Origin of the sequence: Bacillus cereus group sp. N11, from assembly GCF_016483605.1 — a bacterium.
GTDB classification, from domain to species: domain Bacteria; phylum Bacillota; class Bacilli; order Bacillales; family Bacillaceae_G; genus Bacillus_A; species Bacillus_A toyonensis.
The window spans coordinates 272,781-299,475 of record NZ_JAEHBN010000004.1 but is presented as its reverse complement, the minus strand read 5'-3'; the positions used below and the strand labels follow the sequence as shown (position 1 = coordinate 299,475).

Here is a 26,695-nt window from a genome sequence, read left to right as displayed (position 1 = left end):
TATTTCGCATTATTTCTTCCATCTATCAGAAATAATAGAAGCTGGATATTTAAGTTCAGCTTCTATTACATTATTTCAATTACATCTGTAAAACTCATTACGTGAGTTTTATAAAATGCGTCTGTGCACATTATAATCTGCCTTACCGGGTTTATATGAACGACTGTCATATAACTTGTAAGTATGTAGCCATCTTCAAAATATGTCACCAATATTTCTTGCTCAGACAATAATGCCGTTAGCAATTTATCAGAAATTCTTTCTTTTTCTTCATTTGTTACTATCGGCCTTTGCACTTTTAATTTCTCACCAATAACCTTTCTCATACTTAACAATTGTTCCGACATTACTGTAAATGGAACCCACTCTCTTTCTTCTTTCTGCCTCTTTACATGATTCATTTCTTTATCTCCTTGATCATTTATCCACTCTATTTCACACATACTGTTACTCCATCATTTTTAGTAATTACTAAGTTCGTATTTATTTCTAAATTGTATAAGGTCTGCATCAAAAAAGAACATTCGTTCTAATTATACACGAACCTACGTTCTTTTGAGAAGGGGCATATTTATATTTTTTTCCCTTAAAACAAACTTTTCACTCTCTACACATTTAGCGAATAAAAAACGATTTCACATAAAGTGAAATCGTTTTTTCTAATACGTTATATTTTCAAATTTATTTTTTTATCTTGACTAGCTTTCTTTCTGAATGAAAGTTTCATTTATTATTCGTCAACAAACTACAACATTATATTCGTTTAATCGAATATAAAATCCCTGCCTACACTACAAACCTTTATTTTTTTGCATGAACCATTCTTAAACGCAAACATACATTATAATGAACGAACTCACAAAATTTAAGAAATTTATAATGTAACTCAATTTATTCCTTATAGGTTTTCTGTGAAAAGAGGGCGATTTCCACACTCTCTTTTCGTACATATCATATTACAATATCAAATACTCCTTTGCTTTCATAATAGTTTGATATTGCTACCATTCATTACATATATTTAGGATGTATGGTTATATGTAACTCTCTCTCCATTTCTCCTCTTTTCGGATGACGAAAATACTCTATTTCATATTTTAACACTTCATACTCAACCATCCCAATTTTAATCCCTTTCGTTTCTTTTAATATAGCTAATAAACCACTTATATTTTCATCATTCGATTCAAAAACTTTCCCTCCGTCTTCTCTTTGAAAAATCACTTTCATATATTCTCCCCCACTTTCATTTATTCATCTAGTAAATAATACATTTAGAAATATTCATAACAAAAAGAACATCCTTTTTAATAGAATGCTCAACTTTTCACTTCCTATAATATTGCAAATGTTTATTCAAAAATATTATATGTACTATTCTTCAAATTATGTTGATCAACTATAAAAATTTATATACTTAATTTATATGTAATAAAATAATCAAAACATTACTATATCAACATTTTTTAAAACGATTATTATTTCCTACAATTTTCCATTGTAATTCTTAATATTTAAATGTAATATTATATTGTCTTACTATCTTTTTTATAACACACACACTAATTAGAAAAGGGAACTCAATATGAGTTCCCTTTTCTAATTAAAGTTACATAATACTTCTAGAGTTTTACCTTTAAAAATTTTATTTTATTTAGTTTTTTGTTTTTTACTTATCCGAATCATTCTAGTATGATTGTGTTTACCGAAGAAGTCTGCATTCTTTTTTCAAAAAAAACAAAAAACAGAAGTCTAGCAAAATGCTACATTTCTGTTTTTTCTATCCGTATTATTTCTTTTCTAGAAATTTAAATGTCTCTTTATATTCTTTATCATTCACCTTAATATCAGCATCTTTTAATAAATCATTGACCACTTGCTGTTTCCATTTACCTGTCGTATCTTGTAATCTTTGTTGTTCTAAATCTTTACGGATCTTATCCTTCACTTCTTCAAATGGTTTCAACTCTTTTTTATCGGTCACTTTAATAATATGGTAACCGTAAGATGTTTTAACTGGTTCACTTACTTGTCCTGCATTTAATTTATACGCAGCTTCCTCAAATTCTTTAACAGTTTGCCCAGGGCCAAAACCATCTATTTCCCCGCCCTGTTCCTTTGAACCAGTATCTTCTGAGTACTGCTTCGCTAAAGCGGCAAAATCTTCACCATTATTCACTTTCTCTTTTACTTCTTTAGCGGTTTTTTCATCTTTTACTAAAATATGACTTACCTTCATTTCTGGTTTATAGTTATCTTTTACATCTTTTTCTGTGACAGTCGCTTTAATCGCTTTTTCAAATGCAATTTCTGGTTTCATTTTTTCTTTTAATTCATCTTCGTTTTTTAACCCAAGTTTTTCTAAAGTCTCTTTAAAATTGTCACCCATTTTATCTTTTGCTTCTTTTACTTGTTTTGTTGCTTCCTCATCTGTAACTTTATATTTATCTAGCAGCGCCTTACTTAATACCATTTGGTATAATGTACTTTCTCCATATTTTTGTTTTAATTCTTTACTTAACTCTTTCTCTGTAACATTTCCTACTTTTGATGTTACTACGTTGTCTGAGGAACCACATGCAGATAATGCGAGTACCACGCATGAAATAATTGTTCCCAAAAATAGCTTTTTCTTTTTCAATTCAAATACCTCACTTTTATTATTATGCAACGTAACTATACACCGTTATTGTGAAAACAGTGTGTTTTCCATATGTAATTCATTTCATTTGAATCAAATATGTATCATATTTTTTATACACAAATATGAAAAATCTTCTCACTATTTATTAATGAGAAGACTCTTTACGAATGCCTCAAAAACATTTAACGACTAAGGTTACTTAATGATTAAATGTTTTTCCGGTATCCAACTACTTTGTCCGATATCTACCGCATTTTTTACTCTTCCCCACACACGGTAAGATGTTGATCCATCTATATTTCCTTTATAATTAATACATTCAGGCTCTCCATAATAATTCACTCCGTACCCGACAGGATATTTTGAAGAAGCATAATACCATCTCACATCAAAATGTTTTAAATATACCCACTGCTTATCATTCCCTAAGCAAATCATATCTTTATCGCCGCCTCCCCAATAACTGTTTAAAATTAAATACGGGATTTTCTTAGTGATTGCACCTGTATACTGGGGGTTCACAGGATTTTCATATAAATTTATGCCGTATCCATCAGCATATTTTGAAACTGCAATACCAATACCACTTGATTGCTGCAAATCCACTACATTAGATTGATTTTCTTGATTCGAATCTATAAACCAGGAAAGTGACTTATTTCCTATTAATTGATTCAAATCACATTTCCCGATCCCAGGAACATTCCCCGAATCCGTATATTGCCAAATATCACACGGATACGCCGGCTTATTCCCTCCATAACGAGGAATCCATACAAAATCAGCATCAATATTACGCGCTCCAAACGATACATACGTGTGATGCCCAACATATAAACCTACTTTTTTCGCACCTAAACGACGTAATTCATCTATAAATACTTGTGTCCCGCCTTGCATATCTACCATCGTTTGTACTTCAACATCCGCCACCCAAAACGCAGCAGACTTATCGCCACGATTCCAAAAATCTTGTGCCTCTTTCTTTGCATCTGCAATAGAAATAAAACGACAAAATGCATAATTACCAAACGGAACACTATGCTTCTTCATTGCATTCACATAGTTTTGATACATAAAATCCACCGTATTTGAACCATCTTGCACTCTAGCAATAACTAAATCTAGTTGAGGCGCTGCAATTTCCCAATTAATAGTTCCATTCCACTTTGAAATATCAACAATATAACCCATTACAATTCAACTCCTTTTTATTATCATATTCAAAGCTTGTTTTAGCGTAATCCACATATATCTATTACTATCTATCTATAATATAAATAAGAAGAAATCTTTATTTTTTGAAATATATAATCTTTAAAACTACTTCTTTCAATCTCTCCTCTAACTCATATAATTAGGCGTGAAAATATCAATTTATTTAAAATGATTTTTCTGTTGATAATAAAAAATCTTCTATATGTCCTATGTTTATTTGCCTGTACGTAGAAAACCCCTATATGTGAACTATCTTTTTATAATAGTCTAGCCTAACACTCATTGTTTATTTCATTTCTATCTGTAATCAACAATTCCATACGCTATCCAGCCTATTTAAAATTGAGTAAAACTATAATCATTTTACATTTTACCACTGATTTCCAGCCAATAAATTTTGGTACAAAATAATATTAATACATAAAAAAGACATTTCCGATTTTTGAAAATGTCTTTTTGCATCTTAATAAAACAACTTTGGTTCTAAATCTGTATTTTGTAATTGTGGATTTTCACTGCTCATAACGCAACTTGTGGAAAATAAAATTGGGATATCACAAACATCCTCCTGCATTACATCACGAAACACATTTGCAGCAACACCTGTAAACGTTTGACATAGATTTGAAATATCATCATTAAAAAATTGGATCACTTCCGCTTTAAAAACTGGAAATACAACATTCACTCCACCAGGGAACTGAGGTTGTACCACAACTTGTTCAAAATAAGGATTATTCTCTAACGCTACTTGAAATAAATACGCAATTTCAAATGCATCTAGTGGACAAGGAAATGGATTTACAATTTCATTTTCATTATTCGTTTCAATAACGGTTACACTTACATTTCCAAATTGTACAGAAGATTTTAGAAGCGTTGCTAATGCTCTCGCTTTTTCATTACTTAACGCATGCACTAAAATAATATAATTCCCGCCAACCGGAATAAGTGGCCCCACTGTAACTGTTGGATCAACACCAATTGAATTTCTTAGTTCATTAAAATATGTGATCCACAGTGGTGAAAGCTGTGGCTGAGCTTGTACATTTTCTTGCATTCTTTTATTACCTCCTCATACTATTCTTACTACCGTAATATGTATCAGGACATAAAATGCATTAGATAGTTAAATCATTTTTCATATTATATTAATTATACATTTCATAGAGTATTCTCCGCTTTTCCCCACATGTTTATGTACTTATACGACAATGAGGTTCTATATTATAATCAACTTAACAAAGATTTCATATTATATAAATACACCTTAATAATCATTTAAATCAAAAGGTGAAGCACATATAATGTGGAATATTAGGAGCTGATTTCATGAAAAAAAAACCTATCGTGTTCAAAGTTCCACCGAATTCAAAACTAAAAGTTACATTTTTCGGTCCTTGTAACGAAGTAATTACAAATGTTTCTATAATTAATCAACTACTCACCCCTAAATGCCAAACTATCACGCAATATCCAAACTTTAAGAAATATGTACCTGAAGTACGATCATTATCCCATTGTTAGTCCCCATCATGCACGATTTTCACAACTTTTTTACCTAGATTATTTCGAAAGAAAACAACTACATCCCTAAACTAAAATTACTCATTTCATGATATTCCATTGATAATTTATTGATTCTTTACACGTTTTCATTAAACACGCATATATTATCGTATGGAGATTATCCACTCATAAAACCTATCTTTCTTTTGAGCATACTTTTTATGTATGCTCTTTTTTTATATCCATCGTGTGGACTCGACAATAACCTTCTATATATTATACTCTCACTATTACCATTCATTTCTCTTCTATTAAAACATTATATCTAATTCATAAAACACTCATATAATAAACGAAATTAAATCTGATTGCTTATATATTTTAGAAAAACAATAAAAAGCCCACACTATTTAGTGAGGGTCTTAACAAACTTTCTATAAAACATCTACTTATCAACTTCATTCAATTGGAGAAGGAAACCTTGCCGCTTCAAAATGAACAGTATTCAAACCGTTAACGTTTTGTACAATAACGCCATCAATACTACTCTCTGCGAAAATTTCAACTACATCCCCTGCTTCTAATTGAAGAATAGAAGTGACTGAAACATCATTATTAAAAAATACCCCTGTCCCAAAGAAATCATTATCTATAGCTATTGCTGCATTTCCATTTACACGAATTTCTACTCTAGCTCTGTAATTCACATTAATATCATTTGGTGAGAATGTTATATTCCCTAATACACTATACACCCCTCTAGTCTTCGGCATAAAAGTGGATGTTACTGGATTATATTCATTTGCTAAATCAAATTGTTCATTTTGAAATAACACTTTAACAGACGTATTTGCCAGAATAGGTTGATTAACTGTATTCACAGCTCTAAATGCCGACGCTCTTACAAGCTCCTCTTTCTTATTACCACAACAATTTATTTTTACATACTTCCCATCACATTGACTACTTTTCCTATAACAATCATGACTCTTCTTTTTGTACTCGTTACAATACTTACAGTAATAATAAGACGTAGTAAGTCCCCCTTTAAATTTATTATTACATACTATGCAAAATTGATTAGAAAAGCTTGGATGAGCTGTTACTATTATTAATAAAAAAATGAATCCCCACCTGTTTGGTGAGGATCTATTATTAAACTTCTATTCATTTTTAAATTACCTACTTTATTTAGTAGGAGAAGGAAACCTTGCCGCTTCAAAGTGCGAACCATCTTCTAAGGGGCTTAAAACACCATCTATACTACTTTGTGCATAAATCTCAACTATATCTCCTGCATTCAATTGAATGATTGTTGAAACACTTACAACATTTCCAAAACCTATTGGACCAAAAAAGTCATTATCTATAGCTATTGCTGCATTTCCATTCACACGAATTTCTACACGAGCTCTATAATTTAAATTTGTGTCGTTTGGAAAGAAACCAATCGTTCCAATAATAGAATATACGCCTTTCGTCTTCGGCATAAAAATAGACGTTGCTGGATTATACTCATTTGCTAAATCAAATTGTTCATTTTGGAATAACACTTTCACAAAAGTATTAGCAGGAACATTTTGATTTACAGTATTTCTAGCTCTAAATGCTGATGCCCTAACAAGGTTATCCTTGTTGGCATGACACTTACTAGTGTTATTACGACAATCATGTTGCTTCTTTTTATAATCCTTACAATACTTACAGTAGTAATAACAAGACATACTCGTTCCCCTTTCAAGCTTATTACTACATATTATGCAAGATTGATTAGAGAGGTTTGGACTAGCTATTCTTATTTTTAAAAGGGTGCTTTTTACTTGCACCCTTTTGTATTCATTTTATTCCTCTATATTTATAAATTGAATACTGTTCCATATGGAATTGAAGTAAAAGCAATTCCGTATGGTGTAAAATGTTGCGTTGGGTAAAAATACTCCATAGAGGAATAATACGGTTGTATACCTTGCTGCATTTGCATTTGTTGTTGCATTTGCAATGCTTGTTGAACAGCTTGAACTGTACTTTGTGCCCCGCTATACGTTATAGCCGTACCATACGCTGGTCGTATGCCAACTTGAGAATCCACATATGAATAAAACATTAATTTCAACTCACTTCCGAATAAGTTATTACAAAGTATGTTATGTATAATTATTTTAGTGAGTGCTAAAAGCTAGTCTACTAGCCTTTAGCACGTTATTCATTTTAAACTTTTACATTATCACAATATTCAATTGAATATCGCATTTTAAATGGACACCCCATAAGAACATCTCTATTTTGTTGACATATACTTAAAAGAAAAAATATTCTTGAATATTTCACATTAAACATATACTCAAAATCACTTTAAATTTAGAAGCAAATAGTAGTTATCAAGACGTACTTAATATTTTTTTAAAAGGAGGTATTTATGAAATATAATCAAAATTCAAACTCAACAAATCCGTGCGAAAAGTTCCAGGTCCCCTGCTTTATTTCTATATCCCCTTGTGATCAAACTAATTGTTGTACACCTGTCTTTTTCTCAAATTCTCAGCAACAAGAATTATTACAATTAATTAACCAATTAAACGAAGCTATCCTTTCTTTCTTTACAACACCAAATCCAATAACTATTCAAATACTCCAATCAGCATTACAAGCATTAAATGATTTATTAATTGCAGTACAACCAAATACTCCAAATAGAAGTTTAGTCATTCGAACTATAAATCAATTAATTAATTCTCTACCTACTGCATCCCTCACTCAAATCTCAGCACTGTTCCAATTCCTATTCCAAAACTTATCTTCACTTATTAGTTGTTCGAATATTTCAGACCCATTGTTACAACAAACATTCAACTTAATTTTACAAGGAATCTTGAATAGTTCATTATTAAGTAGTACTGGACCTACTGGGCCTACTGGACCAAAAGGGATTCAAGGACCTAAAGGAGCACAGGGGCCTCAAGGTGTGCAAGGGATTCAAGGACCAGAAGGGCCAGAAGGGCCTCAGGGATCTCAAGGTGTGCAAGGAATTCAAGGACCAGAAGGACCAGAAGGATCTCAAGGACCTCAAGGCGTGGAAGGAATTCAAGGGCCTGAAGGACCAGAAGGACCAGAAGGACCTCAAGGTGTGCAAGGGATCCAAGGACCTCAGGGACCACCGGGACCGACTGGTTCTGGGACTGGAATGGGAGTTCCTGGGCCACCGGGACCGACTGGACCTCAGGGGGTGCAAGGGATTCAGGGACCAGAAGGACCGGAAGGGCCTACTGGATCTCAAGGTGTGCAAGGAATTCAAGGACTGGAAGGACCGGAAGGGCCTACTGGACCTCAAGGTGTGCAAGGGATTCAAGGACCAGAAGGGGCGGAAGGGCCTACTGGACCTCAAGGTGTGCAAGGGATTCAGGGACCAGAAGGACCACCGGGACCGACTGGAGATTGTGAATGTCCAACAGGTCCAACAGGTCCGACTGGACCAACTGGACCAACCGGACCTGCATGTAATTTCCTTGTTTATGTTACAAACGCAGGAACCATAGATGATCCTGCAGATGATACAGTATCAGTAATCAACACCGGAACTAATACAGTCGTTGCTACAATTACTGTAGATAATGCACCTCTTGAAGTAACGGTTTCACCAAATGGGACTCGCGCTTATGTTACTAATATTTTTTCTAATACCGTTTCCGTTATTGATACTGCCACTAATACAGTTGTTGCTACCATCCCAGTTGGATCTAATCCGATTGGCGTAGCTGTTTCTCCAAATAACACAACTGTTTATGTTGGAAATCATGGTAATAATACTGTTTCTGTTATTAATGCTGCTACTAACACAGTTATTGATACTATTCCTGTTGGCAACGCTCCGCAAGGAATCACTGTTTCTCCAAATGGAGCCTTTGCATATGTTGCAAACGAATTAAGTAACACAATTTCCGTTATAAATACTGCGACAAATACAGTTAGCGCTACCATCCCTGTTGGTATTCGCCCTAGGATAATCGTCTTCACACTAGATGGCACTCGTGCGTATGTCACAAATCAAAATAGCAATACCGTTTCTGTTATTAACACCGCTACCAATTCCGTTATTGATACAATTAACGTAGGTACCGAACCTGTTGGTATTGCTATTACACCAGATGGCACCCGTATTTATGTTGTAAATAAAGTTAGCGATAATGTATCAGTAATAAACGTGGCGACAAATACTGTAATTGATACAATTCCTGTTGCTCTATCCCCTGATCAAGTAACTATCATACCAGATGGCACTCGTGCCTATGTTACAAATCAAGCTAGTAATACTGTCTCTGTCATAAATACTACGACAAATACGGTTATTGATACGGTCCCAGTAGGTGTTGCTCCAACTGGTATAGCAACCGGAACTATTTGCGAATAATATAAAGAAAGAACAGCGAGACATTAAACATGTCTCGCTGTTCTTTCTTTATTGAGCTTCTTATACACGTTCACAGTCTATGCTTATTTTCCCTAACTATCCCAATTTACCCATCTCCTGATAATTAATTCCTTTACAAAATAAAAAGCAGCTTTTAGGCTACTTTAAATTGCTTTTATCCCCAAGAGAAATGATATATATATTCTCCGGTTACACTTTCATTAATCCCAGTAATCCTTACAAATCGCATTAAGTCCGCTCCTTGAAGAAAATACATCGTAAGTGTAACTGGTACCTGTGACCACATAAATTGATAAAGCTCGTTCACTCTCTGCTTTGTTGAAACAGTTACATCATATACAGGACCATTATTCCACGCAGAGGTTTGAACTGAAGTGAACGGAAGGTCTTTCCCATTTACCACTATTCTTGCTACACTTTGAGTTATGTCCACAACAATCTCCTCCGCTATTCCAAAATTAGACCTGTTTCCATACTCATATTCTTATAAATATTCGTAGCTTTAATAAATGCTTGAGGAAAACCTCTATTCAAATTAATTTATTTTATAAAATAAAAAAGCAGCCTACTCATCATACGAGTAGGCCTCTTTTTTCGCTTTACATAGGCTTATTTGTATTTACATAGTATGTTTACTTAACAGTATATGCCCAGCCTTTACGGTCAAGATAATCAGTGAATGCTTTTAATTGAGTATCGCTAGTTGGATCAGTTACAGGATAAACATAGCCATCACTTCTAAGAATTAAGTTACCTGTCATCTTAACTGAGTTTAAAGCACTTACTAATTCAGCCAAGTTTTCTTTACCTATTCCACCAACTTCGACAATATTACGTTTTTGAGGTGGTTGGCTACCTCCACCAGATTGTCCAGTTAAAGCAAAAACGATTGAATTAGCGATTTTATCAACATCCCATTTTGCCATATCGGAATCATTATCAATGAATCCTAATTCGATAAGAATAGCTGGTGCTTTAGTCCCATTCAATACTGCTAAATCTTTACGTTGTTTCGCACCACGATCACGCCATCCAATATCTTTTGCTAGTTGAGCTGAAATTTTAGACGCTAGTTCATTCTGATCATAATACAGCACTTCAACACCCTGCCCAGTCCCATCACTTGCATTAAGGTGAAAAGCAATAGCTAAATCTACAACATGTGAATTACTATTACGAATAATATTATTTAAATTTTGAGCTTGAGTGCTTCCTACTTCGTCCGTATCATCATAGACTGTGTGTCCTAAAGCTTTTAACTTGGCTGCAACCGCATCTTTAACTTGACGATCCAAAACATGCTCTTTCCGATTTCCCCAGTTAGCCCCTTGTACAATACTATTGTGTCCTCCATGTAAACTATAACGTGCCATTACTCAACATCTCCTTTTTTATTAGTATATTCAGAGATTTTCTCATGGTCTGTCCATATACCTAAGTCCATACCAAGTGCAGACAAATAAGGCACCAATTCATCTAAAATCTTTTCGCATACCGAATTTAATATAATAAAATTCAAGTAAAGAAAAAACCGCAACCCATTTTTTCAGTTACGGAATCTTTTTTGTATTCTCTTTTGAAAAATTCATTATGAATCACTCTCACTTTCTAATTATCTAGTCCATTTAGTTTTAATGTCACTCTATTAACGATACTTCCCCATAAATATCTAAAGAAATTTCTAATCATGCCATCCCAGCTACTTGCAAAAAATGAAGAAAAAGCTTATAAAGAAAAGTGAGGTTCCTGATATTCGGTTTCATGATCTAAAGCAATCCCTTAACATTAATGTTGCAATAATGTATTTAACTAAAGATCGTAAGCGAATGATTAGGACATGAAAGAGTAGGCAACACATTAGACACCTACTCACAAGTTGTACCAGACCTACAAGAAAAAGCAGTCGAAGATTTTGCAAACAATCTATTTCAAAAATACTAATGTTTGCAATTACGGATTTCGCATACAAATACTAGCTTATCCGTGTAACATTGAGAGGAGTCAAAAACATGAGAGAAATCAAGTCTGAAAGAGAATTCAAAGACATCATCGCAAGTGAGGAGCCAGTAGTTGTTAAGTTCTTTACTACATGGTGCCCAGATTGTGTACGCATGGACAACTTTATCGGAGAGGTAATGGAAGAGTTCAATAAGTTTGAATGGTATTCTATTAATAAAGATGAGTTCCCAAGTATCGCTGAAGAGTATCAAGTAATGGGTATTCCAAGTTTACTTGTATATCAAAATGGCGAGAAGCTAGGCCACTTACATAGTGCTAATGCAAAAACTGAAGAGCAAGTTACTGAGTTTTTAGAAGCATACTAAGATGAAAATCCTCTGAAAAATATTTTTCAGAGGATTTTCATCTTTTTTCACAATTATTGTCGTAGCTCTTTCTTCATGACCAATGTACATAATTACACTCCTTTCCCCCTTCATCCCCTAAGTATAGATGTATACGTTCGTATCACCACTTTCATATGTAATTAATATATCGTATTGTGGTATTTCGCCACTTTCCTTTTGTTTTTTCATTTCAATCCACAAGTTATGAACCCCATTCATTATTTGTTTGTTTTCTATGTTCATTACATATCTTTCATTTAATCCACCGTATCCTTTACATGTAGATATTGATCATTTAGAAATATAATACTTCTTCACAATTTCATCATTTGATGAATTACATCCAGTCATTATTAGAAAAATACATAGTAAGAAAAGTATTCGTTTCTACATCCACCTACCATCTTATCCCTTTCATTGTGAATGATTCCCAATTATATTCATACCCTCACTTTGTACTTTTCAACATATTTTTCCTTCACGAAACTTTGTTACCCCCTACTTAAAAAGCTATAAAGTGTCAACAATGTTTGTATAGACCCACACGAGTTTCATTTGATACTCTATGTATAGAAAGAAATTCCTTTAAAGAAAGGTGCGTGATTAAAATGGATACTCTTTCTCATAAAGAAGCTGATAAAGGTGCTATTGTCAGCATTATGGCCTACATATTTTTATCCTCTATGAAAATTATCATCAGTTATATTACCCTCTCTAGCGCATTACGTGCTGACGGTTTGAATAACTTAACGGATATTGGTGCCTCTTTAGCAATATTAATCGGTTTAAAAATTTCTCGTAAACCTCGAGATCCAGATCATCCATATGGGCATTCGCGTGCAGAACAAATAGCTTCGCTTGTTGCTTCTTTCATTATGGCAACGGTCGGATTAGAAGTTGTTATTAGTGCCATTCAATCATTTTTAAATCCGAAACAAGCTGCGCCCAATGTACTTGCTGCATGGGTAGCTTTATTTTCTGCTGTCGTTATGTACTGTGTATTTAGGTATACGAAAAAGATTGCACTTCGAACAAAGAGTAAATCATTAGAAGCTGCCGCAAAGGATAATTTATCAGATGCGCTCGTAAGTATTGGTACAGTTGTAGGCATTGTCGGCTCACAGTTCCAAATGCCTATTTTAGATCCTATTGCCGCTCTAATTGTCGGCCTTATTATTTGTAAAACTGCATGGGAAATTTTCGTAGAAGCTTCTCATATGCTAACAGATGGCATTGATCCTAATAAAATGGAAGAATATGCTGATGCTATTGAGCATATTTCTGGTGTGGAAAACATTGTAGATATTCGAGCGCGTATGTACGGGAATCAAACGTACGTTGATATTACAATCGAGGTAGACGCTCGTATGGATGTTGGAGAAAGTCACTGTATTACTGACAACATCGAAGCCATGCTTCGAAAAAAATTCGGAATTTACCATGCCCACATTCATGTTGAACCAATGGAAAAAGAACCTATTATGACATAGGTTCTTTTTTTATAAACGCTTTATGAAATATAACACATAAAACGAGCCAGCTACCGCCAGCTGCCCATCCTGCTAATATGTCAGATGGAAAATGCACGCCAAGATATATTCGGCTAACTGAAATAGATAATACAACAAAGCTTGCTATAAGAATAATCAACAGTTTTTTATGCAATGAAATACGCTCTTCAGTAATTGTGACGTATGCAATAAATCCTAAAAAAGCAGTAGCATTCATCGTATGACCGCTCGGAAAACTATATCCAGTTGCAGTAACAAGCTGCGTTACATCAGGTCTTGCCCGTTCATACCATAGTTTAAGCATACTGTTTAAATAACGAGATCCGTAGTAATTAATTGTTAGAAGTAATGCACTAAGCAACTTTTTTCTAACGAGAAAATACATTACAAGAATAATGAGTAACGGAAAATATATTCTTTTGGAACCGATAAAGGACACCCAAGTAAAATAGGTTGTCAAATAATCGTTTCGAAAACTTTGAATAAAGTGTGCGACTATATTGTCAAATTTCTCAATACAAGCGGTATGATACGAAAGTGATAGTGCGACAAAACAAATGAGTAGAGTAAAGCTTAACAAGTATAAATGTCGATATCGTTTCACATACATAACCTCACTATGCAAAAAAATGGAGCGGTTGTTTTAGTTTTCCTCTCCATTTCTTTTTTATGCATAGTTTATTAAAAAATATAATTATTAATTTTTTGCTGCATCGTTGGGATATCTTCATTCGTTACTGTAAAGCGAATAACCTTCTCATCCAGATCAAGTGCTTCTGCAAATAAACCTGCCAATCCACGTGATTTTCTATCTACTTCCATAATGATTTCTAACCGATCGTGGGAACTTGGCAAGATTAATAATTCTAATTCATCTAATTTCCCATAATACTGTCCTGAAACAGGAATAAACTCAAACTCTTGTGCGAATGGTACTTGCTTACGTAATCGATATGGTAATTCTTCGCATTCTATATGACGCGCTTTAAAACCTAATTGATTTACACTTTCTAATACACTGTTCAATAGTGCATTTGGCAACACTTGAATGTAATCACGGTCACTTGGATCAATACTATTTTTAATATCAAGGCCTGTATGAACCCAAACCGTTTTCATTCCAAGTGTTAGTGGTGCTTCAATTGGCATCTTAAATGAAAATGGAATTTCTTTCTTTTCATTTGGCTCTACAGAAAATGGATCTGTTAAACGAACTCGCTCTAAGTCAAACGTTGCTGTTACTTTTTTATCATCCACTTCTCTTACATATGATGTAGATAACGTTAAGTAAATGCTTTCAATTTGTTGGCTAACTGATCCCCCAGTTATACGAACCTTCCCTACTATCGTTTCTCCAACTACATACTCCTCTTTTTCAAGAACAGTGTCTACTTTTGCACTACCAATGCCAACACTCGCTAAAAACTTTTGAAACATGGAGTCTCCATCCTTTCTAAAGCAAAAGCTATATCTTTTTTTAAATCTTGTACATTCTCATAGTACGGTGTTTTTATTTGTAACATTCGCATCAATATTTCACGATTATCATTTTTCAAAGTTAACTCTTCATACCATGGCTTTTCATGTTTTTCAATCGATTCATATCCTGCATATAATAAAAATAACGAGAAATGGCCAAGCGCATAAAAATCGCTACGAAAGTGAACTTCTCGCATCAAAGCTTGTTCACCTTCATACGTTGTAGCTCGCTCATCACCCTCACCTTTATATTTAGCTAATCCAAAATCAATAATACTAATTTGATTTTCTTTCATTAATATGTTCGGAATACGTAAATCTCGGTGAATAATACCTTTACTATGAAAAACTGAAACAATTCCTAATATTTCATATAAAATTTCAAAAACTTCACGTTCATTATATACACGCCCATCTGAGAAAATATAATCTTCAAAATTTTCACCAGGCATATATTCCATCACAAAAAAGCTTTTTTTCTCCCATAAGAACTGATCATAGAGACTAGGAATTGCTTGATGATTCAATGTTTGTAAAATCATTTTCTCTTGCTCAAATGATTTTCTACCAGACTCATATCTTTGTTTACTTTGTCTTAACTGTTTTAAGACTTTATATCTATTTATTTGTAAATCATTAACGACATATGTAACCCCATAACTGCCCATTCCAATTACTGATTCAATTTTATAACGTTCTGCTACAATTGTATTTTTTCGCAGTGGTCTATCAAATAAAGCTAGTACACGATGCCATTTCATCAGCTACTTGAAAAGAAGCTACGGCTTTTACGTTTTCTTTTATAATGTTGGTGTCCATAACCAGAAGAACGTCGCTTATAGTCACTACTTGAATAAGAGCGCCCTCTATGACGATAATCACTACTCGAATACGAACGATTTTTTTTCTTTCCTAATAAAGAATCAATAATTTTTTTGAACATCCCTTCACCTCTTTAGTAAAATTTTCTCTTAATTATACCAATAATTTATAAGCACATTTGTGACAAGTTTGTAAAGAGTAAAAAACGACGAGTTTAGCCCGCCGTTACTTTCAATCTTCCTCTTCATCAAAAACTTCGTCAATCATGCATTTCTCTAATAAATACTCGAATGTAATATCTGCGAGATCTTCAATTTCCTCTCGCTTTGGGACGTATCCCCTTTCAATTAGTTGCTCATAAAAAAACTCCGCAATCTCTTCCGTATCAATTACGACTTCAATTTCCTTCATGAGCATCACTCCTTTATTTCTGTTTTATGAAAAAATCTCAAAATTATGTATATGAGATTAGAAAAATAGTTTTTCTTTTTTTATAGGTCATATCATTTGGACGAGGTGCATACGATGGTAGTACAAGCTATCCAAAAGGGGGAAATAATAATGGAATACCAATACGAAGTAGAACAAACAAAAGAAGAGTTCATGCATGAAGATCAATGGGCAGACTCTCTTATTAAATGGCTTTTTATTTTTTTAATAATTGTAGGCATACCTTATACTGCATATGTTGTTGTTCAATTTATTCTCTCTGTCTAGTTAACTATTTTTTCTCTGTCAATTTAACTAAATAATTATGAACAACATCCATAACAATTTTATATTCTTCATCTTTAAATGTATCAAATAACAATTGATAATCGTTATAAATATCAAGTAACCCATCTATGATTTCTTGACGATTTGTCTTAACACTCACTTTTTTCGAGTTGTTAATTGACTTTAATTTTCCTAAATCCAATTTATTCATGCCGGCTTTATCTTGTTTCATTTTCTTCAAAATTGCATTTGCCGTTTGAGCATTGGCAAGTAAAGTTAAATCTGATTCATCCGCTTCTAACCATTCACCATCCGTAATTCGTGATAACTCATATATCGTATCTTCCCATGCGTCATTTTTGTATCTCCATACCTCTGTACGAAAACCAACAATACGGAAAACATCTTTATCATATCCAGTCACTTGCACGAGATCACCAAAGGTGAAATTATAATTTAATTCAATCCACTCCGTATCGCCCTTTTTCATTTCTTGCTCTGTAACGTGCTGCAATGTTTGTTCTACATAAAATCCATCGTGATTATTGACTTCGTATACATAAACCCCATCTAAAACTTTCATATTTGTGATTTTACCAACGGTTCCATATAGCGTAATCACGACTATGTCCCCTACGTTGTATTTAGGTTGTTTTTTTCTTGCCATCTCTATCTCTCCTTTTTTTGACGTCGTGATTTTGATAACAGTATATGCAACCTACTTAAAAACGCTTATCACAGAAGCTTATATTCATAAATTTTTTCGATAAAAAAATATCACTACATAAAATTTATGTGAAACGCAAAAAAAGCTAGTAAATAGACTAGCTTTAAATCAAGACATTTCATATAAAAAAACATACAGAATACTTCACTTTCAAAAAGTAATGTATTCTGTATGTTTTCAAATCGTTTTTATCCTTCTTGTATGTATAAATTCCACGCTTCATCAAATATAGACATACTTTCTAGCATTCCACTTAACTCTAAGTATGAACTAATTTCATCATAGTCTTCAGATTGCTTCGGAAAACTTAAATCATCATACATTGCCTCTGCTAAATCTGAAATTTCATTTCTAAATAAAGCTGCGCGATGCTTCATCATATAATGGTAAAATGTCTTTTTCAAAAATATTCCCTGCCTTTCTAACTTGGGTACATTATACAAGGCAAAAAAGAAAAAAACCAGCATAAAAGCTGGTTAAAAGTCGAAATAATTTCTTTTTAATAGTCTTGGTCTTCCCATTAACTCTTCATATGTTAGTTGTTTTGGCAAATCTTTCGTATAAATTAAAAACAACTGATCTTCAATTTCTTTTACAGTATGGTCTGCTTGATAGTCCATTCCACATGAGGAACAAGAAATACATGGTGTCTTTTGGATTTCAATGGCTTTCGTACCATCTGGTAGTTCCCAATACACAGTATTCAAGCTTTCTTTCGCTTCTGTACTGTCACACCACATACAATTCATACTGCATCACCCTCAGTTTTTTTGTCGTTTTCTTCTAATTTAGCCATTTGCGATTGATATTTTTTATCTTTTAATTGGTCTCGCTTATCACGTTTATCTTTTAAAGATGCATGCGTATCATTATCTTCATAGTCTTTACGACGGTTCATACGCTGTAAATCATCTGGAACAAGGTTAAATTTCTTATCGCTCATAAGACCTGCAATACCAACATCTGAACGTTTTTCTTCATAGTTCGGATAAATTTCTTTAAAGTAACCTTCAGCTCTTCCTGGAATGTAGCTCTCTGGTTCTGGATACGTCGTAATAACCCCTTCAAAGTTACGAAGTACAACTTTATCCGCACTTTGTGAAATTAAATAGTTTGGCTGAAGCGCAATTTTTCCGCCTCCGCCCGGTGCATCCACAACGAATGTCGGTACTGCATAGCCAGAAGTATGTCCACGTAAGCCTTCAATAATTTCAAGACCTTTAGAAACTGGTGCACGGAAATGTCCAATACCTTCAGATAAGTCACATTGGTAAATATAATATGGACGTACACGGATTTTTACTAAGTCATGCATTAGCTTTTTCATAATTGGAACGCTATCGTTAATACCTGCTAAAATTACCGCTTGGTTTCCAATTGGAACACCCGCGTTCGCTAGCATTTCACATGCTTTTTTCGATTCCTCTGTAATTTCAATAGAAGTGTTGAAATGTGTATTTAACCATACTGGATGGTACTTTTTAATAATGTTACATAAGTTTTCTGTAATACGTTGCGGGAATACTACTGGTGCTCTCGTTCCGATACGAATAATTTCAACATGCGGAATCTCTCGTAAATTTTTTAATACGTATTCTAAAATTTTATCATTAATTAGAAGACCGTCACCACCAGAGATTAAAACGTCACGTACTTGTGGTGTTTCACTAATATAAGCAATCGCATCGTCTAATTGTTTCTTCGGTACACCCATTCCAATTTGTCCACTAAAACGACGGCGTGTACAGTAACGACAATACATAGAACATTGATTCGTTACTAAGAATAATACGCGGTCAGGATAACGATGTGTTAGCCCTGGAACTGGTGAATCTTCATCTTCATGAAGTGGATCTTCTAAATCATATTTCGTTTTATATAACTCTTCCGAGATCGGTACAGATTGCATCCGAATCGGACAGCGTGGGTCATCAGGATTCATTAGCCAAGCATAATACGGTGTAATATTTAACGGGATCGTTTTCGTTGAAATTTTAACGCCCTCTTCTTCTTCAGGTGTTAAGTTAATCACTTTCCTTAAGTCATCTAACGTTTTGATCGTATTCGTTAATTGCCAAACCCAATCATTCCATTGCTCTTCAGTAACATCTTTCCATAATTCGATATCCTTCCAGTGACGATTTGGTTTGTATACATCATGTAACATTGCTATTCCCCCTTTTTATACGCTCATCCTTTATATAAGCAATTGTTATGCCAACTTCATATTCTTGATAAGTAAATGTGCGAAATACCCTATTATATAGGAGAAAAAATATTTTCAAGTGCAGTAATAACAGAATATTAACTATCATATTCATTACCTTTTATATATGTAAACGTTCTTTTATTGGTGCAAACACACAAAAACCGCCGATTATTCGGCGGTTTTGTCGTACTTACTCAGTTTATATTGAAGCGTTTGACGCGGAATACCTAACATTTTTGCTGCTTGCAAAATATTTCCTTCCGTTTCAATCAACGCTTGGTCTATTAATTCCTTTTCTGTTTGATGAAGAGCTTCCCGAAGCGGTAATATACTTTTCTTCTTTGGAAGTTTCTCTTTCTTAAATATACGAGGTAAACAATTTGCGGTTAATGCATTTCCTTCCGCAATAATGACAGCATGTTCAATTGTATGTTTTAACTCACGAACATTTCCAGGCCATTGATAAGCTTGTAGTCTTTCTTTCGCTTCCTTATCAATTTGAAGTACACCTTTTTTATAGCTTTTATTATATTCTTTCAAGAAATAAGAAGCTAATAGTAATACATCCTCAGTTCTTTCACGTAGTGGCGGGATATATAATGAAAACACATTTAATCTATAATATAAATCAGTGCGAATTTTATTTTCTCGTAAACATACTTCTGGCGGCTGATTCATCGCGGTAATCACGCGAACATCTACTTTCCTCGTCTTATTATCACCGATTCGTCTAATGACTCCATCCTCTAATACACGTAGCATTTTCGCTTGTAAATCGAGCGGCATTGAATTCAGTTCATCTAAAAATAATGTTCCTCCATCTACAAGTTCAAATAAGCCTGCCCGTTCAATCGCCCCTGTATAGCTACCTTTTGTCGTTCCAAACAGTAAGCTTTCTAATAGTGATTCTGGTAAAGCTGCACAGTTTTGTGCAATAAATGGCTTGTTTTTTCTTTTAGAAGCTTCATGAATTGCTTGCACGAACAGTTCTTTTCCTGTTCCCGTTTCACCATATATTAAAACGTTTGCATCTGTTGGCGCTACTTTTTGCGCTAACTCTTTCGTCTGTTTAAAGCGAGAATCATTTGTCACTATCGTCTCAAATGCAGCATGCTTTTTAATCACTTTTTTTCTAGACGATCGCTTTATTTTCGACTGTAAATCGACAATGGTATCAGTTAGCTTTTGAATTGTAGAGTAATCTTTCGCAATTTCAACAGCACCAGCAATATTCCCATCTATAAAAATAGGTAACGTCGTATTTACGGTACAAACATCTTCTCCATTTAAATTTTGATAATGTTGCACTTGATGTACAATTGGTTTTTTTGTATCTAAAACTTTCATCAATGTACTCGTTTCCCTAGTTAAAGATGGGAACGCCTCTAACAAATGCTTTCCTAACACTTTTTCAATTTTGGATCCATCGTGTTTCGCAGCAACTGTATTGTAAAAAATTGTAATACCATTTTCATCTACTGCGTGTATAGCCTCATCAATACTGCCCAAAATCGCTTCAATGACTTCTTGTGTCGAAACTGCTAGCAATGTCATCCCCCCTTTTGCCGAAAATTCAGCAAATACTATGCCGAATTTCCGGCATACCTATGTGCGATTATAAGCATGACGATTCCGTTCTAATATTTTGATGAAATTTATTTTTGATTAGATAAAGTAAAACTTTAATTAGTCGGGCTTTTACGAGCAGCCAGATTCCCACCTAACTTTTTTACTTTACAGCCGAATTTTGAGGCGGGAGCCTTCATGCTTTCGAATAGCTAGATAAATCTTTTACCCATATATTCATATCTTCCAACTTATCGAAAATGTAGCAATTGTTCGCCAGTCTTCCTGTATATGTATAGCCTAACTGATGAAAGGCAGCATTCATACCGAAAGATAGCGATCGAGCAATTGTATAGGAACAGAAAATAGATTTTTCTTGAAGCTCTTCTTCTAACTTAATGAGCAAACTTTTCATAAACCCATGTTTACGATATTCAGGTAAAGTAGCACAATTCGTTAATTCTGCATTGCCTTCCTTTACGTTCATTTCTGCAGACGCTGTACTAATGATTTTCCCCTCAAATTCATATACGTAGTAAATTGTATCGTCTTCTTTCATCGTCTGTAATACATAACTCGCTTCATTTAAAGGTGTCGGATACACTTCAAATACTTTTCCAAAGACAGTTGCTAATTCTTCTGCATCTTCTTCAGTCGCTTTTCTTAACAGAAATTTCTCCGGGACTACTTTTTCTTTTACTTCTTTTGCTTTTACACCACTTAAAATAGTATCTTCCTCAGACCAATGAATACTATTTCGTCTTTCATCATTATTATATTTCACAAAGAAGTATGCATCGTGTCCTTGAAAATAATGAGGTATCGTCGCTTCCAATAAGAAACCGAAAGAGAGCCATGTTGAAACATGCTCTCCCTTTCCTTTAATAATACATTTAGTGAAAGAATGTTTCTTTGCTAGTCCGTCAATTGTCTGTATAATACTTTCAACATTTCCTGTATAGTGATCTATTCGAATACGTTTATTAAAATAATCTAAAACTCCTTCTACTGTATGGCAATTTGTCTGCTCTCTAAAAGATTCATAGTATTTCATTTTTTCACCTCACACCAATCTAGTAATGTACATGCAATAATTTTTGCGGCAGCTATCATTTTATCAATTTCTATATATTCGTTTGGATAGTGTGCTACTTTCGTCTCTCCTGGACCAAATACTATCGTTGGTACACCTGAGATTTGTGTAAATAAACCTCCATCAGTCCCCCACGGAGATGCTTCAATCATTGGTTCCTTCCCTTCAATTTCAACAAAGTTATGCTGAAGTGTTGTAATTAACTCATGGTTTTCTTCTAGTTCACCAGGAACCCATCTCGCTCCAAACCATTCTACTTCTACTGGATTTTCAACAAACCAATTGTCCACATCATGTAATTCAGCGATCCAACTCTCAAACTCTTCTTTTGCTGCCTCTATAGTCTCATTCGGCGCAATACCATATCTTCCTTCTAAAATTAACGAATCAGGAACAGAACTTGGCCAGCTACCACCTTCAATTTTTCCAATATTAATTGGAATTGGAATCGGAATTCCTTTAAATAACGGATCAGTAATTCGACCATTTCTCTTCTCTTCTAATTTTCTCAAATGATCTATAACAAACATGCTTTTTTCAATTGCACTTACTCCTTCATAACGTGTACCACCGTGTGCAGCTTTCCCTTTTACATGTAGACGGAACCACATTGACCCTTGTTGCTTCGGGAAAAACTTCATATTAGTCGGTTCTGGAATAATGACACCATCTGCCTTATATCCTCGTAATATAGTCGCTAATGTCCCTGCCCCGCCACTTTCTTCTTCTATGACACTTTGAAAATAAATATCTCCTTTTAAATCAACACCAGATTCAATAATCGCTTCCATCGCAAGCATAAGTGCGACATTGCCGCCTTTCATATCCGTCGTTCCGCGGCCATATATACGATTCCCTATTTTCTCACCACTATATGGGTGATGGTCCCATTGATTCACATCGCCTTCTGGTACTACATCAATATGCCCATTTAATATCATAGATTTTCCATCGCCGCTTCCTTTTAAAGTTGCCACAATGTTCGGGCTGTCTGAAAAACTTGTACGTGGTGATACAAAATAAGGGTGATCTTTCATTTTAGAAAAAGATGGTTCCCAAATATCAAGATCTAAACCTAGCTCACGTAATTTTTCAATCACAATTGCCTGCGCACCACTTTCATCACCAGATACGCTTTTTTCTTGAATTAACCGTGTTAAAAATTTCACACTTTCCTCTTCATGACTCTCAATATAATCACAAACTTGCTTTTTTAATTGCTTCATATATTACATCTCCCCTCATTCAATAACTAGTAAGTTAGAGCCAATTTGAAACTCAGCTTCCGTATGTCGCTTTATATCTTCTACTGTATACGGGCTCATTAATTCTTGTAAAATGAGTCCACTCGAAGTCACTTCCATAACCGCCATATCTGTAATAATTAAATCTACACATTTCTTTGACGTTAATGGCAATGTACACTCTGAAACAATTTTTGCATTTCCGTATTTATCAACATGATTCATCACAACAACGACACGCTTCGCTTTTTGTGCTAAATCCATCGCTCCCCCAATACCGGGCACACGTTTCCCTGGTACAATCCAGTTTGCTAAATCTCCATTCTCACTCACTTGTAATGACCCAAGAATCGTTATATCTAGTAAACCTTTTCGAATCATCCCAAACGCAGTGCAGCTATCAAAATAACTCGCTCCTGTAATAAGCGAAGTCGGTAAACCTGCTGCATTACATAAATTCTCGTCTTCATTCCCTTTACTTGGCGTTGGCCCCATACCGACGATTCCATTTTCTGCATGAAACATTACATTTATATCGTCAGGCAAATGATTCGGTATAAGCGATGGAATGCCAATACCTAAATTTACAATCATGCCATTTTGTATTTCTTTCGCCGCACGCCTAGCAATCTTATCTCTCACTTCTACGCCCATACCCATTTCCAATTCACTCCTTCCGACGGTACGATATAATTTACGAAAACACCTGGAACGACAATTTCCTCAGGATCTAAACTTCCAAGTGGAACAATTTCTTCTGCTTCTACAATCGTTATGTTCCCAGCCATAGCAACATGAGGATTCATATTCCGCGCACTTTTGTCGAATACAAGATTACCAAACGGATCAGCTTTTTTCGCATAAACAATCGCAACTTCAGCAGTTAATGCAGTTTCAACTAAGTATATCTTGCCATTCATTTCGACTGTTCGTTTTCCATCTTCAACAATCGTATCAACACCAACATCAACTAAAACACCACCAAGCCCTACGCCTCCAGCGCGAATACGCTCTGCTAATGTTCCTTGCGGGGAAAACTCAATTTGTAATCGTCCTTCATTTAACTGTCTTCCTGCATTTGGATTTGAACCAATATGGGAAGTAACTAAAGACTTAACCCGTTCATTTGTAACAAGACGACCGATTCCTACATCAGGAAAGCCCGTGTCATTTCCTATTAAATTTAAATTTGTAACTCCCTTTTCTAAAATAGCCTGTATTAAAGTTGGAGGGGATCCAATCCCCCCAAACCCTCCAAACATTAATGTCATATCATCATGGAACAAAGAAATTACTTCCTCTATCTCTTTTAATTTATTGAATGTATTTGTAATTGTTGTCATACGATACTATGCCCTCCTTTTTGCATCATCTCTTCTACACTTTTTGCAAAAATTGAAAGTAATTCATCTAACTCGGAATATGTAGTTGTCATCGGCGGTGCCACAAGCAGTGCGCTATCTTCTTTTCCTGCTTGCCCTGAAACAGCTTGGTATAAAAGAAGACCATTTTTAGCTGCAACCGAAATAAGCTCCGAAGCTTTTGTAAACGGTTGCAATTCTATTCCGATCAGCAACCCTTTTCCACGCACATCCGCAATAATTGTCGATTGTTGCTGAACTTTCTGTAGTCCCTTAATTAAATATTCTCCCTTTTCCGCTGTTTTTTCAGGTAGATTATGTTTCTCCATGTATTCAATAACAGCTAGAGCCGTTGCTGCAGATAATGGATTTGCACTTAGCGTATGACCACTCATAACAGAACGTGACCCACGTAAAATCGGCTCCATAACTCGGTCACTAACAATCGTCGCAGCCATTGGTGTATATCCCGCTCCTAATCCCTTACCAAGCGTCATAATATCCGGTTCTACACCCCAATGCTCCATCGCAAACCATGCACCAGTACGACCAAGCCCAGTCATTACTTCATCCGCAATGAATAAAATATCGTAATGACTACAAATATCTTTAATCACTTTATAATATTCTTTCGGCGGTACAACCGCACCGCCAGCTGCTCCGATAATCGGTTCAGCAATAAAAGCTGCAATATGCTCCGCACCAATTCTTTCAATTGATCTTTCTAGTTCAGTTGCACAAGCAAGCTGACAAGTTGGATATACCTTTTGTACAGGGCACCTGAAACAATATGGGGCTGGAATAGTTGGATAATCTTCCAAAATAGATACGAAACGTTGTCTGCGCAGCGGATGCCCAGACATTGATAAGGCTCCCATCGTAATACCGTGATAGCTCATCCAGCGTGACAAAATTTTATGTTTCCCTTGAATACCGCGCTCCTGAAAATGCTGAATTGCAATTTTCATAGCTGTTTCATTTGCTTCCGTACCACTATTTACGAAAAAGCTCCAGTTCAAATCTCCTACACTTAAATCACTTAACTTCTTCGCTAGTTTTTCAGCTGGTTCACTCGTAAACTGTGATCTATATACGAAAGCAATCTCCTCTGCTTGCTTTTTAATAACATCTGCAATCTCCTTTACGCCATGTCCAATACCTGCCGTAATTGCTCCTGACGAACCATCAAAATATTTATTTCCGTTCTGGTCATACAAATATACACCTTTTCCATGTGAAATCATTGGATACGGCTGACCAACAAGTGGTTTAATTAAGTAATCGCGCATAGCGCTCCCCCATTTCTTCAATTTGTATATGTATATGAAGAAAATTGACGTTTCTTTCATAAAAAAGAATCCTCTGCACAAGCAGTGAATTTATCAAAATACTATTATAAAATATACAAATGAGTGCTAATAAATGTTTTGAAAACAGAAAATTCAGAACTTAAAACGAAGACCAATCCTTATCTATACGCTCAAATAACCCTCCCTTATATAAAAGTAACGTATTACTAAATGTTTTCCTAACATAATGCCAGCTTCCCTCAAATGCCGACATTGTGTAAACTTCGACGGAACTCCCTTTAAACTCCTTCCTATTATCCTACTTTAAATTGCATATTCCCAAAAAAATTTCGACAATTATCTCGCCGCAATGATAACAATCTTTTTATAGAAACTAATTTTCCACATTTAATATTTTCAGTTTATACATAAAAAAAGAACCGATTAACCACATTAATCAGTTCGGCACGACGCTCTTTTATCAATATTACTGGGACTCGCTAAAATAAATCAAAAAACCATACGTTTTACGAAT

General features: G+C 34.7%; 30 protein-coding genes and 1 pseudogene. 6 read left to right on the top strand and 25 right to left on the bottom strand.

Going from position 1 to position 26,695, the window contains the following annotated elements; all coding sequences use genetic code 11:
* Positions 1 to 65 precede the first annotated feature (65 nt).
* The 5 genes from JDS98_RS09285 to JDS98_RS09265 all read right to left on the bottom strand — a co-directional run bounded on the left by JDS98_RS09285 (position 66) and on the right by JDS98_RS09265 (position 4,922).
* Positions 66 to 401 (bottom strand): YolD-like family protein, encoded by a 336-nt coding sequence (locus JDS98_RS09285; RefSeq protein WP_199633811.1) that lies wholly within the window; start codon positions 399 to 401, stop codon positions 66 to 68.
* 610 nt (positions 402 to 1,011) lie between these two features.
* Positions 1,012 to 1,230, bottom strand: a complete 219-nt coding sequence (locus tag JDS98_RS09280) for a hypothetical protein (RefSeq protein WP_097956774.1) — start codon at positions 1,228 to 1,230, stop codon at positions 1,012 to 1,014.
* Positions 1,231 to 1,789: 559 nt separating this feature from the next.
* Positions 1,790 to 2,641, bottom strand: coding sequence for a peptidylprolyl isomerase PrsA (locus JDS98_RS09275; RefSeq protein WP_087971261.1), 852 nt, complete (start codon positions 2,639 to 2,641; stop codon positions 1,790 to 1,792).
* Positions 2,642 to 2,839: 198 nt separating this feature from the next.
* Entirely contained in the window at positions 2,840 to 3,838 is a 999-nt protein-coding gene (locus tag JDS98_RS09270; protein ID WP_097956775.1) for a glycoside hydrolase family 25 protein, read from the bottom strand.
* A gap of 487 nt (positions 3,839 to 4,325) precedes the next feature.
* Complete coding sequence (locus JDS98_RS09265; protein WP_199633810.1) at positions 4,326 to 4,922, bottom strand: hypothetical protein; 597 nt, start codon at positions 4,920 to 4,922, stop codon at positions 4,326 to 4,328.
* Between the two features lie 272 nt (positions 4,923 to 5,194).
* On the opposite strand from JDS98_RS09265, the gene JDS98_RS09260 reads away from it, so the two are divergent.
* Positions 5,195 to 5,389, top strand: coding sequence for a hypothetical protein (locus JDS98_RS09260; protein ID WP_098911658.1), 195 nt, complete (start codon positions 5,195 to 5,197; stop codon positions 5,387 to 5,389).
* Positions 5,390 to 5,829: 440 nt separating this feature from the next.
* Here JDS98_RS09260 and JDS98_RS09255 read toward each other — a convergent pair whose 3' ends face one another.
* The 3 genes from JDS98_RS09255 to JDS98_RS09245 all read right to left on the bottom strand — a co-directional run bounded on the left by JDS98_RS09255 (position 5,830) and on the right by JDS98_RS09245 (position 7,475).
* Positions 5,830 to 6,441, bottom strand: coding sequence for a hypothetical protein (locus tag JDS98_RS09255; protein WP_199633828.1), 612 nt, complete (start codon positions 6,439 to 6,441; stop codon positions 5,830 to 5,832).
* 117 nt (positions 6,442 to 6,558) lie between these two features.
* The gene (locus JDS98_RS09250) at positions 6,559 to 7,095 is read right to left on the bottom strand and encodes an ABC transporter permease (protein ID WP_097881184.1); all 537 of its coding nucleotides are present in this window, start codon (positions 7,093 to 7,095) and stop codon (positions 6,559 to 6,561) included.
* Between the two features lie 131 nt (positions 7,096 to 7,226).
* Positions 7,227 to 7,475 (bottom strand): DUF3947 family protein, encoded by a 249-nt coding sequence (locus JDS98_RS09245; protein ID WP_000500114.1) that lies wholly within the window; start codon positions 7,473 to 7,475, stop codon positions 7,227 to 7,229.
* A gap of 312 nt (positions 7,476 to 7,787) precedes the next feature.
* On the opposite strand from JDS98_RS09245, the gene JDS98_RS09240 reads away from it, so the two are divergent.
* A complete protein-coding gene (locus JDS98_RS09240; RefSeq protein WP_199633809.1) occupies positions 7,788 to 9,776 on the top strand; it encodes a beta-propeller fold lactonase family protein in 1,989 nt (662 codons plus the stop codon).
* Positions 9,777 to 9,951: 175 nt separating this feature from the next.
* On the opposite strand, the gene JDS98_RS09235 is transcribed toward JDS98_RS09240, so the two are convergent.
* Together JDS98_RS09235 and JDS98_RS09230 are read right to left on the bottom strand one after the other, a co-directional pair.
* Complete coding sequence (locus JDS98_RS09235) at positions 9,952 to 10,230, bottom strand: hypothetical protein (RefSeq protein WP_033663004.1); 279 nt, start codon at positions 10,228 to 10,230, stop codon at positions 9,952 to 9,954.
* A gap of 199 nt (positions 10,231 to 10,429) precedes the next feature.
* Positions 10,430 to 11,170 carry an N-acetylmuramoyl-L-alanine amidase gene (locus tag JDS98_RS09230; RefSeq protein WP_000135303.1) on the bottom strand — a complete coding sequence of 247 codons (741 nt, stop codon included), beginning with the start codon at positions 11,168 to 11,170 and terminating at the stop codon, positions 10,430 to 10,432.
* A gap of 315 nt (positions 11,171 to 11,485) precedes the next feature.
* Between JDS98_RS09230 and JDS98_RS30235 the strand changes: the two are divergent.
* From JDS98_RS30235 to JDS98_RS09220, 3 genes and pseudogenes are all read left to right on the top strand, one after another.
* Positions 11,486 to 11,738: pseudogene (locus JDS98_RS30235) on the top strand (site-specific integrase); the annotation flags it as partial.
* Positions 11,739 to 11,806: 68 nt separating this feature from the next.
* On the top strand, positions 11,807 to 12,121 hold the full coding sequence (locus tag JDS98_RS09225; RefSeq protein WP_199633808.1) for a thioredoxin family protein: 315 nt from the start codon (positions 11,807 to 11,809) through the stop codon (positions 12,119 to 12,121).
* 629 nt (positions 12,122 to 12,750) lie between these two features.
* Complete coding sequence (locus tag JDS98_RS09220; RefSeq protein WP_140158651.1) at positions 12,751 to 13,632, top strand: cation diffusion facilitator family transporter; 882 nt, start codon at positions 12,751 to 12,753, stop codon at positions 13,630 to 13,632.
* On the opposite strand, the gene JDS98_RS09215 is transcribed toward JDS98_RS09220, so the two are convergent.
* From JDS98_RS09215 to JDS98_RS09195, 5 genes are all read right to left on the bottom strand, one after another.
* A complete protein-coding gene (locus JDS98_RS09215) occupies positions 13,622 to 14,257 on the bottom strand; it encodes a phosphatase PAP2 family protein (protein ID WP_002093763.1) in 636 nt (211 codons plus the stop codon). The genes JDS98_RS09220 and JDS98_RS09215 overlap by 11 nt on opposite strands.
* Positions 14,258 to 14,334: 77 nt before the next feature.
* The gene (locus JDS98_RS09210; RefSeq protein ID WP_000486638.1) at positions 14,335 to 15,090 is read right to left on the bottom strand and encodes a sporulation protein; all 756 of its coding nucleotides are present in this window, start codon (positions 15,088 to 15,090) and stop codon (positions 14,335 to 14,337) included.
* On the bottom strand, positions 15,072 to 15,893 hold the full coding sequence (locus JDS98_RS09205; RefSeq protein ID WP_097956783.1) for a serine/threonine protein kinase: 822 nt from the start codon (positions 15,891 to 15,893) through the stop codon (positions 15,072 to 15,074). The genes JDS98_RS09210 and JDS98_RS09205 overlap by 19 nt, the downstream gene beginning before the upstream one ends.
* Positions 15,893 to 16,075, bottom strand: coding sequence for a hypothetical protein (locus JDS98_RS09200; protein ID WP_000473369.1), 183 nt, complete (start codon positions 16,073 to 16,075; stop codon positions 15,893 to 15,895). The genes JDS98_RS09205 and JDS98_RS09200 overlap by 1 nt, the downstream gene beginning before the upstream one ends.
* Positions 16,076 to 16,185: 110 nt before the next feature.
* Positions 16,186 to 16,365 (bottom strand): YozD family protein, encoded by a 180-nt coding sequence (locus tag JDS98_RS09195; protein WP_000658452.1) that lies wholly within the window; start codon positions 16,363 to 16,365, stop codon positions 16,186 to 16,188.
* Positions 16,366 to 16,515: 150 nt separating this feature from the next.
* On the opposite strand from JDS98_RS09195, the gene JDS98_RS09190 reads away from it, so the two are divergent.
* Positions 16,516 to 16,671: a DUF3930 family protein gene (locus JDS98_RS09190; protein WP_000456536.1), complete on the top strand. Its 156-nt coding sequence runs from the start codon at positions 16,516 to 16,518 to the stop codon at positions 16,669 to 16,671.
* 4 nt (positions 16,672 to 16,675) lie between these two features.
* Here JDS98_RS09190 and JDS98_RS09185 read toward each other — a convergent pair whose 3' ends face one another.
* The 10 genes from JDS98_RS09185 to JDS98_RS09140 all read right to left on the bottom strand — a co-directional run bounded on the left by JDS98_RS09185 (position 16,676) and on the right by JDS98_RS09140 (position 26,160).
* Positions 16,676 to 17,338 (bottom strand): hypothetical protein, encoded by a 663-nt coding sequence (locus JDS98_RS09185; RefSeq protein WP_000101503.1) that lies wholly within the window; start codon positions 17,336 to 17,338, stop codon positions 16,676 to 16,678.
* Between the two features lie 248 nt (positions 17,339 to 17,586).
* Complete coding sequence (locus tag JDS98_RS09180) at positions 17,587 to 17,802, bottom strand: YozE family protein (protein ID WP_097956784.1); 216 nt, start codon at positions 17,800 to 17,802, stop codon at positions 17,587 to 17,589.
* A gap of 72 nt (positions 17,803 to 17,874) precedes the next feature.
* Positions 17,875 to 18,147 (bottom strand): YokU family protein, encoded by a 273-nt coding sequence (locus tag JDS98_RS09175; protein WP_000995765.1) that lies wholly within the window; start codon positions 18,145 to 18,147, stop codon positions 17,875 to 17,877.
* Positions 18,144 to 19,565: a lysine 2,3-aminomutase gene (gene kamA / locus JDS98_RS09170; protein ID WP_000902144.1), complete on the bottom strand. Its 1,422-nt coding sequence runs from the start codon at positions 19,563 to 19,565 to the stop codon at positions 18,144 to 18,146. The genes JDS98_RS09175 and kamA overlap by 4 nt, the downstream gene beginning before the upstream one ends.
* Positions 19,566 to 19,775: 210 nt before the next feature.
* Positions 19,776 to 21,161 carry an arginine utilization transcriptional regulator RocR gene (gene rocR, locus JDS98_RS09165; protein ID WP_002038616.1) on the bottom strand — a complete coding sequence of 462 codons (1,386 nt, stop codon included), beginning with the start codon at positions 21,159 to 21,161 and terminating at the stop codon, positions 19,776 to 19,778.
* Positions 21,162 to 21,369: 208 nt separating this feature from the next.
* Positions 21,370 to 22,227, bottom strand: a complete 858-nt coding sequence (ablB, locus tag JDS98_RS09160; protein ID WP_061529947.1) for a putative beta-lysine N-acetyltransferase — start codon at positions 22,225 to 22,227, stop codon at positions 21,370 to 21,372.
* Positions 22,224 to 23,492, bottom strand: a complete 1,269-nt coding sequence (locus JDS98_RS09155; protein WP_199633807.1) for a peptidase — start codon at positions 23,490 to 23,492, stop codon at positions 22,224 to 22,226. Before JDS98_RS09155 ends, ablB begins: the two co-directional genes overlap by 4 nt.
* 15 nt (positions 23,493 to 23,507) lie before the next feature.
* Positions 23,508 to 24,170, bottom strand: coding sequence for a CoA transferase subunit B (locus tag JDS98_RS09150; protein ID WP_000525263.1), 663 nt, complete (start codon positions 24,168 to 24,170; stop codon positions 23,508 to 23,510).
* On the bottom strand, positions 24,155 to 24,853 hold the full coding sequence (gene atoD / locus JDS98_RS09145) for an acetate CoA-transferase subunit alpha (RefSeq protein ID WP_199633806.1): 699 nt from the start codon (positions 24,851 to 24,853) through the stop codon (positions 24,155 to 24,157). The genes JDS98_RS09150 and atoD overlap by 16 nt, the downstream gene beginning before the upstream one ends.
* A complete protein-coding gene (locus JDS98_RS09140; RefSeq protein ID WP_001205888.1) occupies positions 24,850 to 26,160 on the bottom strand; it encodes an aspartate aminotransferase family protein in 1,311 nt (436 codons plus the stop codon). The genes atoD and JDS98_RS09140 overlap by 4 nt, the downstream gene beginning before the upstream one ends.
* Between the last annotated feature and the right edge of the window lie 535 nt (positions 26,161 to 26,695).

Excerpts from the sequence above, each read along its gene's own strand:
- JDS98_RS09285 (WP_199633811.1), bottom strand. The coding sequence starts at position 401 with ATGAATCATGTAAAGAGGCAGAAAGAAGAAAGAGAGTGGGTTCCATTT.
- JDS98_RS09280 (WP_097956774.1), bottom strand. The coding sequence starts at position 1,230 with ATGAAAGTGATTTTTCAAAGAGAAGACGGAGGGAAAGTTTTTGAATCG.
- JDS98_RS09270 (WP_097956775.1), bottom strand. The coding sequence starts at position 3,838 with ATGGGTTATATTGTTGATATTTCAAAGTGGAATGGAACTATTAATTGG.
- JDS98_RS09265 (WP_199633810.1), bottom strand. The coding sequence starts at position 4,922 with ATGCAAGAAAATGTACAAGCTCAGCCACAGCTTTCACCACTGTGGATC.
- JDS98_RS09260 (WP_098911658.1), top strand. The coding sequence starts at position 5,195 with ATGAAAAAAAAACCTATCGTGTTCAAAGTTCCACCGAATTCAAAACTA.
- JDS98_RS09250 (WP_097881184.1), bottom strand. The coding sequence starts at position 7,095 with ATGTCTTGTTATTACTACTGTAAGTATTGTAAGGATTATAAAAAGAAG.
- JDS98_RS09245 (WP_000500114.1), bottom strand. The coding sequence starts at position 7,475 with ATGTTTTATTCATATGTGGATTCTCAAGTTGGCATACGACCAGCGTAT.
- JDS98_RS09240 (WP_199633809.1), top strand. The coding sequence starts at position 7,788 with ATGAAATATAATCAAAATTCAAACTCAACAAATCCGTGCGAAAAGTTC.
- JDS98_RS09230 (WP_000135303.1), bottom strand. The coding sequence starts at position 11,170 with ATGGCACGTTATAGTTTACATGGAGGACACAATAGTATTGTACAAGGG.
- JDS98_RS09225 (WP_199633808.1), top strand. The coding sequence starts at position 11,807 with ATGAGAGAAATCAAGTCTGAAAGAGAATTCAAAGACATCATCGCAAGT.
- JDS98_RS09220 (WP_140158651.1), top strand. The coding sequence starts at position 12,751 with ATGGATACTCTTTCTCATAAAGAAGCTGATAAAGGTGCTATTGTCAGC.
- JDS98_RS09210 (WP_000486638.1), bottom strand. The coding sequence starts at position 15,090 with ATGTTTCAAAAGTTTTTAGCGAGTGTTGGCATTGGTAGTGCAAAAGTA.
- JDS98_RS09205 (WP_097956783.1), bottom strand. The coding sequence starts at position 15,893 with ATGAAATGGCATCGTGTACTAGCTTTATTTGATAGACCACTGCGAAAA.
- JDS98_RS09200 (WP_000473369.1), bottom strand. The coding sequence starts at position 16,075 with ATGTTCAAAAAAATTATTGATTCTTTATTAGGAAAGAAAAAAAATCGT.
- JDS98_RS09195 (WP_000658452.1), bottom strand. The coding sequence starts at position 16,365 with ATGAAGGAAATTGAAGTCGTAATTGATACGGAAGAGATTGCGGAGTTT.
- JDS98_RS09190 (WP_000456536.1), top strand. The coding sequence starts at position 16,516 with ATGGAATACCAATACGAAGTAGAACAAACAAAAGAAGAGTTCATGCAT.
- JDS98_RS09185 (WP_000101503.1), bottom strand. The coding sequence starts at position 17,338 with ATGGCAAGAAAAAAACAACCTAAATACAACGTAGGGGACATAGTCGTG.
- JDS98_RS09175 (WP_000995765.1), bottom strand. The coding sequence starts at position 18,147 with ATGAATTGTATGTGGTGTGACAGTACAGAAGCGAAAGAAAGCTTGAAT.
- kamA (WP_000902144.1), bottom strand. The coding sequence starts at position 19,565 with ATGTTACATGATGTATACAAACCAAATCGTCACTGGAAGGATATCGAA.
- rocR (WP_002038616.1), bottom strand. The coding sequence starts at position 21,161 with ATGACATTGCTAGCAGTTTCGACACAAGAAGTCATTGAAGCGATTTTG.
- ablB (WP_061529947.1), bottom strand. The coding sequence starts at position 22,227 with ATGAAATACTATGAATCTTTTAGAGAGCAGACAAATTGCCATACAGTA.
- JDS98_RS09155 (WP_199633807.1), bottom strand. The coding sequence starts at position 23,492 with ATGAAGCAATTAAAAAAGCAAGTTTGTGATTATATTGAGAGTCATGAA.
- JDS98_RS09150 (WP_000525263.1), bottom strand. The coding sequence starts at position 24,170 with ATGGGTATGGGCGTAGAAGTGAGAGATAAGATTGCTAGGCGTGCGGCG.
- atoD (WP_199633806.1), bottom strand. The coding sequence starts at position 24,853 with ATGACAACAATTACAAATACATTCAATAAATTAAAAGAGATAGAGGAA.
- JDS98_RS09140 (WP_001205888.1), bottom strand. The coding sequence starts at position 26,160 with ATGCGCGATTACTTAATTAAACCACTTGTTGGTCAGCCGTATCCAATG.